Genomic DNA, 11,005 nt, shown 5'->3' on the forward strand with positions numbered 1-11,005 from the left:
CCGGTTGAACTCCCCGTACGTCAGCGATCCTTCCTCACCGACCAGCGCCACCCGCTCCGGATCCCGCGCCACCTGCGCCTCGAACGCACCCGGCAACGTCTCCGCAGCCACCTCACGCGCCGTGTCGTTGACCCGACGCACCAGCCAGTCCCGCTCCTCCTCGCCCAGCACCTCCACCGCACCCACCGGCACGTGCGGGTTCTCCAGGACCTGCTCCAGCACCCGGACGAACCGGGCCGCGATCACCTCGGCCGTGTCGCGGTCGAACAGGTGGGTCGCGTACTGGAGGTCACCGCGCAGCGACCCCGCGGCGTCCTCGGCCAGGAAGAAGAACAGGTCGGACATGGCGGTCGACGTGATGGCCTGTTCGAACTCCACCTTGAGCCTGGGGAGTTCGAGGTTCCGGCTCGCGAAGTTCTGCCAGGCGAACATCACCTGGAACAGCGGCTGGTAAGCGGCGGAGCGGTCGGGGTTGATCGCCTCGACCACCAGGTCGAACGGCACGTCCTGGTTCTCGTAGGCCGTCAGCGCCTTGTTCCGCACCTGTGTGAGCAGGTCGGTGAACGTCGGGTCGCCGGAGAGGTCCACGCGCAGTACCTGGGTGTTGACGAAGCATCCGACCAGGTCGGCCAGCGCTTCGTCGGTCCGCCCGGCGATCGGCGAACCGATCGTCACGTCGTTGCCGCCGCCGAGCTTCTGCAGCAGCACCCCCAGGGCTGCCTGGAGGAGCATCGACATGGTCGTCCCGCGCTCCTGGGCCAGCTTCTGCAGCCCGGCCGCCACCTTCGGGTCCACCGTGAGAGGGACCGTGTCGCCGCGCGAGCCGGCCTCCGCGGACCGCGGTCGGTCCAGCGGCAGGTTCAGCGGCTGCGGCACCCCGGCCAGTTCGTCCCGCCAGTACTCGATCTGCGCCGCGGCGGAGCTGTCCGGGTCGGCCGCGTCGCCGAGCACCTCGCGCTGCCACAGCGCGTACTCCTTGTACTGCACGGGCAGCGGCTCCCACGCCGGCTCCCGGCCCGCCAGGCGGGCGGTGTAGGCCTCGGCCAGGTCCCGGGCCAGCGGCGCGCCCGAGCTGCCGTCCGAGGCGATGTGGTGGATGACCAGGACCAGGACGTGCTCCTCGGGGGAGCAGCGCAGCAGGCTCGCGCGCAAGGGCAGCTCGGCCGTCAGGTCGAACCGGTGGGAGACGGCTTCCTCGATCGCGGCGGCCACGTCGCCGGGCGTCACCTCGATCACCGGGACCTGGGGCGACGCCTCCGCGAGCGGCAGGATCCGCGAGGAGGGCTCGCCCTCGTCGTCCGTCACGTAGGTGGTGCGCAGGATCTCGTGCCGGCCGACCACGTCGCCGATCGCCGCGACGAGGACGGCTCGGTCCAGAGGCCCGGTCAGCCGGAACGCCGCCGATATGTTGTAGGTCTCCGCTCCCTGTTCCAGTTGGTGCAGAAGCCACATACGGCGTTGCGCGAAGGACAGGGGAATCATTGCTTCACTCCTTTGGCGAACATCTGGCGCAGGCTGGGGCGGCGGGGAGCAGCCGATTCCTCCGACCACGCCGCGAGCGCGGCCACCGTCGGCAGGTCGAAGATCTTGCGGATGGGTATCTCGATCCCCATCTCGGCGCGGGCGCGGCTGATCAGCCGGGTGGCCAGGAGGGAGTGCCCGCCGAAGGCGAAGAAGTCGTCGTCGATACCGACCGTCCCCAGGCCGAGCACCTCCGCGAACAGCGCGCAGAAGGTCTCCTCGCGCTGGTTGCGCGGGGCCCGGCCGGTCGACACCTGGGCGTGGTCGGGGGTCGGCAGCGCCCGCCGGTTCAGTTTTCCGTTGGGCGTCAGCGGGATCTCCGACAGCGGCACCACCGTGGACGGGACCATGTACTCGGGAAGCTGCTTGCGCAGGTGCTGGGGGAGGTCCGCGAGCAGGGGGCCGATCACCCGGGCGAGGCCGGGGTGGTTCGACCGGGTCCGTCCGGCCACGCCGCTGGGCGCGAACACTCCGTGGACGGCCCGCTGTCCGGCTGCCTGTTCGGGCAGCAGGACGGCGTCGAAGCAGCGCACGTCCGCGCCCGACGGGGTCAGGACCGCATGCCGCCCCTGCAGGCGCGCCCACGCGGTGAACTCCTCCGGGTCGAGCGGCCTGCCCGAGGCTGCGGGCGTGCTCACCACGCCGGCGGAGGCCGCCGCGGCGGCCTCGGCGTTCAGCCGCGCGTTCGGTATCCCGCTCACCCGAACCGGACGGTCGCCCTCCCGGTCGACGTGGCGGCGCAGTTCTGCGAGGCCGGGCACCTCCCGGCCCCACTCGGCCGCGGGCACGCCCGCCAGGTCGAGCACATCGGCCGGTTCCTTGTGCAGGACGACCTCGTAGCGGTGCCGGGTCAGCTCGTTGTGCGCCTGTCCCGGCTTCAGCCGGATGTCCACGGCATCGGCGTGCTCGCGTGCCCACTCGGCGAACCACTCGGGGGCGACCACCAGTTCCCGCTCGGCGAGCAGCGCCTTCTCCACCAGCGTCCGCAGCTCCTCGTGCGAGGCGTGGGGGTGCGCGGCGCGCTGCACCGCGGTCAGCAGGACCCGCAGCGTCGTGGCGTTGCGGACGTCGCCGACGACGACCCGGCCCCCGGGCGCGACCAGTTCCATCGCCTGGCGCAGCACCCGGTCCAGGTACTCCACGCTCGGGAAGTACTGCGCCACCGAGTTGAGCACCACGGTGTCGAACCCGGCGCGGGGCAGTCCGTCGATGTCGTCGGCCGGCTGGGCGCTCAGCCGCACCCGGTCGCCGTACCCGTCCTGTTCGGCCTGGGCCCGCACGCGGTCCACGACCGGGGCGGAGAGGTCGGTGCCCCAGTACTCCTCGACCTCGCCGACGATCTTCGCCAGCAGCAGGCCGGAGCCCACACCGATCTCGAGCACCCGCCTCGGCGAGAACGCCAGCACCTGTGCCACGGCGGTGTCCCGCCACTCCAGCATCTGCTCGCGGGGGATCGGCTCACCGTCGTACGTGGACTTCCACAGCTGGAAGTCCTCGCCCAGCGCCTCGTCCTCGGAGGCCGTGTAGCTGTCGTCGTAGACCTCGCGCCACTCGTCCACCTGGTCGGCGGCGTCGGCCGACTCGGCGTGCAGGGCCGGCACCACGTAGCCCACCAGGCGCTTGTCGTCCTGCCGGTCCTCGTGCACCACGACCGCGGCCTGCACCACGCCGGGGTGGGTGGTCAGTACGTGCTCGATCTCGCCGAGTTCGATGCGGAAGCCCCGGATCTTGACCTGGAAGTCGGTCCGTCCGACGTATTCCAGACGCCCGTTCCCGCCCCACCGCACCAGGTCCCCGGTGCGGTACATGCGCGTGCCGGGTGCGCCGAACGGGCAGGCCACGAACCGTCCGGTGGTCAGGTCGGGCCGGCCCTGGTACCCGCGGGCCAGGCCGTCGCCGGCGATGTACAGCTCGCCGTTCACCCCGCGCGGGACCGGGCGCAGCCGCGCGTCGAGCACGTACACCTGGGTGTTCCCGATCGGCGCGCCGATCGACGGGACACCGGATCCCGGCTCGACGAGGGCCGTCGTCGACCAGATCGTCGTCTCGGTCGGGCCGTACATGTTGGACACCTGCGCGGCCTGCCCGGCCAGCGCTTCGGCCAGGGGCGCGGGCAGGGCTTCACCGCCGACGAGTATCCGCAGGCCCCGCGCGCCGTCCGGGTCGTCGGTGAGCAGCATCTGCCAGAAGGCGGGGGTGGCCTGCACGACGGTGACGCCGTGGCGGCGCATCGCCGCCACCGCGGCCGACGGCTGGGAGACGGTCTCCTTGCCCGCGAGCACCACCGCCGCTCCGGAGATCAGCGGGAGGTACAGCTCGAGTCCGGCGATGTCGAACGCCACGGTCGTCACGGCGAACAGCCGGTCGCTCGGCGTCAGCGGGAACCGCCGCCCCATCGTGGCCAGGAAGTTCGCCAGCGCGCCCCGCGGAACCGCGACCCCCTTCGGGGTTCCGGTCGACCCCGATGTGTAGATCACGTACGCGGTGTTGTCGGGCGAGACGGCCACGGCCGGCGGTGCGTCCGGGTACGCGGAACGGTCCTCGGCCAGCGCGTCGGCGTCGAGCACGAGCGCCGGGGCGGAGTCCGTCAGGATGTGGTCGATCCGGGAGCGCGGGTGGTCGGGGTCGAGCGGGATGTAGGCCGCGCCGGCCTTCAGCACCGCCAGCAGGGCCACCACGAGGTCCGCGGACCGGGGCAGGGAGACGGCGACCAGGGACTCCGGCCGCACACCGCGGCCGATCAGCCAGTGCGCCAGCCGGTTGGCCCGTGTGTCCAGGTCCCGGTAGGTCAGTGACTGCTCCTCGCCGATGACGGCGAGGGCGTCCGGCGTGGCCCGCACCTGCCGCTCCACGGCTGCGACCAGGCCCTGTTCCAGGGTCGGTTCGGCGGTGTCGTTGACCGTGCGCAGCAGCCACCGCCGTTCGTCCTCGCCGAGCACGTCGAGGTCCCCGACGCGGACGTCCGGGTCGGCGACGACCTGCCGGAGGACGCGCGTGAACCGGTCGACGATCTCGGCGGCCGTGTCCTGGTCCAGCTTGTCCCGGTGGTACTGCAGGGCCATCTGGAGGTGCGGTTCGGACGCGGCGGTCAGCGTGATCGGGTAGTGCGAGCCGGCGAACGGCTGCAGTCCGGTGATGGCCACACCGGCGGTGGTGTTGGCCTCGTCGAGGGCGTCCCGGTCGACCGGGAACGACTCGAACAGCACCAGGGTGTCGAACAGCGTGCTCAGCCCGGTGGCCTGCTGGATCTCGGCGAGGCTGTGGTGGTGGTGGTCCAGCAGCGCGCCCTGGCGGTTCTGCAGCTCGGTGAGCAGGCCTGCGAAGGTGTCGCGGCGTTCGCAGCGCACCCGGACGGGGATGGTGTTGATGAACATCCCGACCATGTCCCCGGCGTCCAGGAAGGCGGCCGGGCGGCCGGCCACGGTGGCGCCGAAGACGATGTCGGACCGCCCGGTGAGGTTGGCCAGCAGGACGGCCCAGGCGCCCTGCACGAGCGTGTTGACGGTGACGCCGAGCTGCGCGGCACGCCGGGTCAGGCCGGGCATGTCCTCGAACGTCACGTCGAGGTCCCCCACCCCCGCGGGTCCGTGCGCCGCGGGCGCGCGCGGCACGAGCAGCGTGGGTTCGTCGACGCCGTCGAGTTCGGCCGCCCACACCCGTGCGGACTCCTCCTTGTCCTGCCGGACGAACCAGGCCAGGAACTCGCCGAAGCTGCGGATGGCGGGCAGCCCGGCCGGGTCGCCGTCGGACGCGTAGAGCAGCATCAGGTCCCGCATCAGCAGCGGCGTGGACCAGCCGTCGTAGAGCACGTGGTGGCCGGTGAGCACGAGTTCGGACCGGCCGGGGCCGAGGTGGACCAGGGCCAGCCGGATCAGCGGTGGGGTGCTCAGATCGAAGTGCGCGGCCCGGTCCTCTACGAGGAACCTCTCGAACGTCTCCGTCCGTTCGGCCGCGTCGGCGGCGCTCAGGTCCAGGTGACGCCAGGGCAGGGTCACGTTACGCGGCACGACCTGCACCACGTCGCCGTCCGCGCGGTCGACGAACGCGGCGCGGAGGTTGTCGTAGCGCTCCAGCAGCGCCTGCCCGGCCCGGCGCATCCGCTCCGGGTCGACGTCGCCGGACAGATGGAACACGAGCTGCATGTGGTAGACGTCGAACGACTCGTCGGCGGTCAGCATCGAGTGGAAGAGAAGCCCGGACTGAACGGGGGTCACCGGCCACACCTCGGCCAGCTCGCCGAGGCGGGCCTCCCAGGTGTCGATCTCCCCCTGGCTCACCTTCACCAGGGGTGCGTCGCTCGGGGTGAGCCCGCCGGCGTCGGGGGTCACCGCGTGCCGGGCGAGGGCGGTCAGCGCCTCGACCCACAACCCGGCCAGCTCGGTCACCTCGTCGCGGGTGAGGACACCGGTCGGGAAGCCGAAGTAGGCGGTCAGTTCCTCGCCGTCGCCGGTGCCGGTGGCCACCGCGTTGATCTCCAGCGCGGACAGCACCGGCATGTCCGCGTCCGGCGCGGCGATCAGGTCCCGGTGTGTGGTGTCCGGGGCCCAGCCCAGACCCCGCAGTTCCTCGGGGATGTCCGCGCCGGAGGCCCGGCCGAGGTAGTTGAAGCCGATCTGGGGTTGTGGCAGTCCGGCCAGCGCGGCGGCGGTCTCGGGGTTGAGGTGGCGCAGCAGGCCGTACCCGACGCCGTTGTCGGGCACCGCCCGGAGCTGCTCCTTGACGGCCTTGACCGCGTTCCCCGCGTCCTTGCCCGAGGCGAAGGCGTCCGCCACGTCGATGCCGGCCAGGTCGAGCCGGACCGGGTACATGGCGGTGAACCATCCGACCGTGCCGGAGAGGTCGGCGCCGGGGATCAGGTGGTCCTCCCGGCCGTGTCCTTCCAGCCGGACCAGCGTCGAGGAGGCGTCGGACACGCCTCGGCCGTGGCGCCAGCGGGCCAGCGCCAGCGCCAGCCCGGCGAGCAGGCCGTCGTCGACACCGCCGCGGAACACCGCGGGCACCGTGTTCAGCAGGGTTTCCGTGACGTCCGCGGGCACCTGGACGCGCACCGTGTCCACGGTGGCCGTCACATCGCGCGCCGGGTCGGTCTCCCGTGCTCCCAGCACCGGTTCGTCGGTGCGCAGGATGTCCTGCCACACGGGCAGTTCCGCCACCCGCGCCGGGGAGGCCGCCTCGTCGGACAGCGCGTGCACCCACCGGCGCAGCGACGTGCCCACCTCGGTCTGTGCCGGGGTGGTGCCATCGCCCCGGATCCGCTGCCAGGCGGCCGCGAGGTCCGGCACCAGGATCCGCCACGACACCCCGTCGACGACCAGGTGGTGCAGCACGACCAGCAGCCGGTCCGTGTCCGTGCCGGAGGTCAGCCACACGAACTGCGCCATGACGCCCGCGTCCGGGTCGAGCCGGTCCGCGGCCGCGTCCAGCTCGGCCTGCACATCGGCGTCGCCGTAGGGGACTTCCCGCAACAGCGCGCCGGCGTCCACGCCGCCGGGTGCCTCGATCGTCAGGCCCGGCCGCTCCCGGTCGAGCCGGGAGCGCAGCACGTCGTGCCGGTCGAGGACGGCCTGCAGGGTCGCGACCAGTCCGTCGCGGTCGATGTCCTGGGGCAGGGTCAGCAGCGCGGACATGCAGAACCGGCCGATGCCGCCGCCCAGCGCGAGGACGTGCGCCGCCGTCGGCGGCAGCGGCATGCGGCCCACGCCGCCGCCCGGCAGCTCGGCCAGGACCAGGCGTTCCTCGTCCTCGCGGCCCTCGACCAGTTCCGCGAGCCGGGCGACCGTGCGGTGCTCGAAGATCTCCCGCGTGGTGACCACCACGCCGCGTGTCTTGGCCCGCGCGACGACCTGGATGGACCGGATGCTGTCTCCGCCGCTGGTGAAGAAGTCGTCGTCGACCCCCGCCTGTTCGGTGCCGAGGACGTCGGCGTACACCTCGGCCAGGAGCCGTTCCGTCTCGTTGCGCGGCGCCCGGTACTCGGTGCCGGCGAACTCCGGCTCGGGCAGCGCGGCCCGGTCCACCTTCCCGTTCGCGGTCAGCGGCAACCGGTCGAGCATCATGATCGTGGTGGGGACCATGTAGTCCGGCAGCCTCTCGGACACGAAACGGCGCAGGTCCGCCGCGGAGACGGCGGTGTCCGGCGTCGCCGTGCCGTCCGCGGCGCCCGCCGGCGCGACGTAGCCGACGAGGCGCGCGCTGCCGGTGGAGTCCTCGCGGACCGCGACGGCGGCCCGGCCGATCGCGGGGTGCCGGGCGAGGACCGTCTCGATCTCGGTCGGCTCGACGCGGATGCCGTTCACCTTCACCTGGGTGTCGGCGCGTCCGGCGTACCTCAGCCGGCCGTCCTCGTCCCACCGGGCCAGGTCACCGGTGCGGTACATGCGGGCGCCGGCGGGGCCGAAGGGGCAGGCGACGAACCGCTCCGCGGTCGCCGCGGCGTTGCGGTGGTAGCCGCGGGCGACCGGCCCGCCGACGTACAGTTCGCCGATCACACCGGGCGCCACGGGCGTCAGTTCCGGCCCCAGGACGTAGGCGCGCATGTTGGCCAGGGGCTGTCCGACCGGTACCGCGCCGGTCGAGGTCCACTGCCGCGGCAGCGTGAAGGTGGAGGCGTAGAAGCTCTCGGTCTGTCCGTAGGCGTTGACGACGCGGACGTCGGGAAGGGCGTCGCGGATCTTGCGGACCAGGTCACCCGAAAGGGCCTCGCCGGCGAGGACGACGGTTTCGACGTCGAGTCGGAGGCGGTCCGGGGCGTCGCCGGACATCTGGTCGAGGAGCGCGGAGAACACCGTGGGGACGGCGCTGACGGTGGTGCCCGACCAGCTGCCGCGTTCGGCGAGTTCGAGCACGTCGCGGACGATCTCCACGCTCGCTCCGGTGGTGAGCGCGGTGAAGATCTCGAACACGGAGACGTCGAAGTTCACCGAGGTCGCGGCGAGCATCCGGGATCCCGCCTCGACGCCCACCGTCCGGCGCAGGTCGCGGACGCCGTTGACGACGGCGGCGTGCGTGACGGCGACGCCCTTGGGGGTGCCGGTGGATCCGGACGTGAACATCACGTAGGCCAGGTGGTCCGGGTCGATCCGGACGTCCGGGGCGTCGGGGGCGGGGCCGTCGAGGTCCTGGTCGTCGAGGCGGAGCACCGGCGCCCGGCACCCGGCCACGGTCGCCGCCGTTTCGCGGTCGGTCAGCACCAGTGCGGGTTCGGCCGTGCCGAGCAGGAGGCCGACCCGCGCGGCCGGGTACTGGGGGTCGACCGGCAGGTAGGCGGCGCCGGCCTTGAGCACAGCGAGGAGCGCGACCACCAGGTCCGCCGACCGGGGCAGTGCCACGGCGACCGGGGCGTCGGGCCCCGCCCCGTGGTCGCGCAGCACCGCGGCCAGCCGGGCCGCTCGGCCCTCCAGCTCCGCGTAGGTCAAAGTGGTCCGGCCGGACACCACCGCCGTCGCGTCCGGTGTCCGCGCGGCCTGGGCGGCGACCAGTTCCGGCACCGTCGCCGCCTGCGCCGGTGCCGCCGTCTCGTTCACCCGGGTCAGCAGGTCACGCTCGGCGCCGGTGAGCACGTCCACGGAACCGAGCCGCGTCCCGGGGTCGGTGACGACCTGCCGGAGCACGCGCACGTAGCGGTCGACGAGGTTCTCGGCCGTGGAGTGGTCGAACAGTTCCGTCGCGTACTCGAGCCGCCCGTACGCGCCCCCGGACGGGGCCGGGACGATGTTGAAGAACAGGTCGAACTTGGCGGTGCCGGTGCCCGCCGGGAGGGGGGTGACGCGCAGGCCCGGTATCTCGATCTGCGACCACTCGAACTGCCAGGCCAGCATCACCTGGAACAGCGGCTGGTAGGCCGTGGTGCGTTCCGGGCTCAGCAGTTCCACCAGACGTTCGAAGGGGACGTCCTGGTTGTCGTACGCGGCAAGGGCCCTCTCCCTCACCTGGTCCAGCAGGTCGTTGAACGACGGGTTGTGCGACAGGTCGACGCGCAGCACCCAGGTGTTGGCGAAGAAACCGATCAGCTGGTCGAGCTGCTCGTCGGCACGTCCCTCGATCGGGCTGCCGATCGTCAGGTCGTTGCCCGCGCCGAGGTGGTGCAGGAGCACCGCGAGCACGGACTGGGCGAGCATCGGCGCGGTGGCACCGCGCTCGGCGGCCAGCTTCCCGACGCCGGAGAGCAGCTCCGCGTCCAGTTCGAAGTCGACGTGACCGCCACGGTGGCCGGCCACCGTCGGCCGCGGCCGGTCCAGCGGCAGCTGCACGGGCTGCGGCACCCCGGCCAGCTCCCGCCGCCAGTAGGCGAGTTGCTCCGCGGCGACGCTCTCCGGGTCCTCCTCGTCGCCCAGCAGCTGCCGCTGCCACAGCGTGTAGTCCTTGTACTGCACCGGGAGTGGCGTCCACTCCGGCTCGTCCCCCTGCTGACGGGCTGCGTACGCCGAGAGCAGGTCCCGCAGGAACGGCGCCATCGACGCCCCGTCCGCGGCGATGTGGTGGAACACGAACACCAGCACGTGCTCCTGCGGGGAGAGCCGGAACACGGTGGTGCGCAGCGGCAGTTCCGTGTCCAGGTCGAAACCCTCGCGCGCCGCCTCCTGTACGGCGGCGTCCACCGCCTCGGCGGCCACGTCGACCAGCCGGAACTGCAGGACCGCCTCCTCGGGCGGCAGGATCCGCTGCTCCGGTGTGCCGTCCTCGTTCTCGGCGATCAGGGTGCGCAGGCTCTCGTGCCGGTTCGCGACGTCCGTCACCGCGGCGGCCAGGGCGGCCGTGTCCAGTGCCCCGTCGAGGCGCAGGACGAACGGGATGTTGTAGGTCGAGGACGGGCCTTCCAGACGGTGCAGGAACCACATCCGTCGCTGGGCGAAGGACAAGGGGATCATCGACGCTTCTCCTAAACGGTCATCTGGCCCAGCTTGGGGCGCAGCCGGGGGCGGTTCGACGTGGCCAGTTCCTCGATCTGGACCGCCAGCTGGGCGGCGGTCGGATTACGGAAGACCGTCGTGACTTTCACGTCGACGTCGAGCTCGTTGCGTATGCGGCCGGTCAGCCGGGTGGCCAGCAGGGAGTGCCCGCCGTGGTCGAAGAAGTCGATGTCGATGCCGACCTCCTCCAGGCCGAGCAGTTCGGCGAACAGCCGACAGAGGACTTCCTCGGTGTGGTTGCGCGGCCCTCGCCCGGCCGCGGCCTCGGTGTGGTCCGGAGCGGGGAGCGCCCTGCGGTCGAGCTTCCCGCTCGGTGTCATGGGCAGTTCGGCGAGCGGCACGATCGCCGAGGGGACCATGTACTCCGGCAGGTGCTCCCGGGCCCGGTCCGTGAGGGCCTTGAGGTCCAGGTCGGTGTGTGCCGTGCCGTTGCCGGGCACCACGTAGGCGACCAGCCGCTGGACGTCGGCGCTGTCCTCGCGTACGACGACGACCGCGTTGTCGACGTCCGGGTGCGCGGTCAGTGCCTGCTCGATCTCGCCGAGTTCGATGCGGAAGCCGCGGACCTTGACCTG

Annotated in this window: 3 protein-coding genes; all 3 read right to left on the reverse strand. The window is 72.4% G+C overall.

Going from position 1 to position 11,005, the window contains the following annotated elements; translation table 11 throughout:
• A partial coding sequence (locus ADK65_RS31810; RefSeq protein ID WP_234353023.1) for a condensation domain-containing protein occupies nt 1-1,482 on the reverse strand: 1,482 nt, incomplete at its 3' end.
• Nucleotides 1,479-10,388: a non-ribosomal peptide synthetase gene (locus ADK65_RS31815; protein WP_078956252.1), complete on the reverse strand. Its 8,910-nt coding sequence runs from the start codon at nt 10,386-10,388 to the stop codon at nt 1,479-1,481. The genes ADK65_RS31815 and ADK65_RS31810, both read right to left, overlap by 4 nt.
• An 11-nt stretch (nt 10,389-10,399) precedes the next feature.
• Nucleotides 10,400-11,005: AMP-binding enzyme (locus ADK65_RS31820; protein ID WP_053674472.1), on the reverse strand; the 606-nt coding region annotated here is incomplete at its 5' end.

This window comes from Streptomyces sp. NRRL B-1140 (genome assembly GCF_001280065.1).
Taxonomy (GTDB): Bacteria; Actinomycetota; Actinomycetes; order Streptomycetales; family Streptomycetaceae; genus Streptomyces.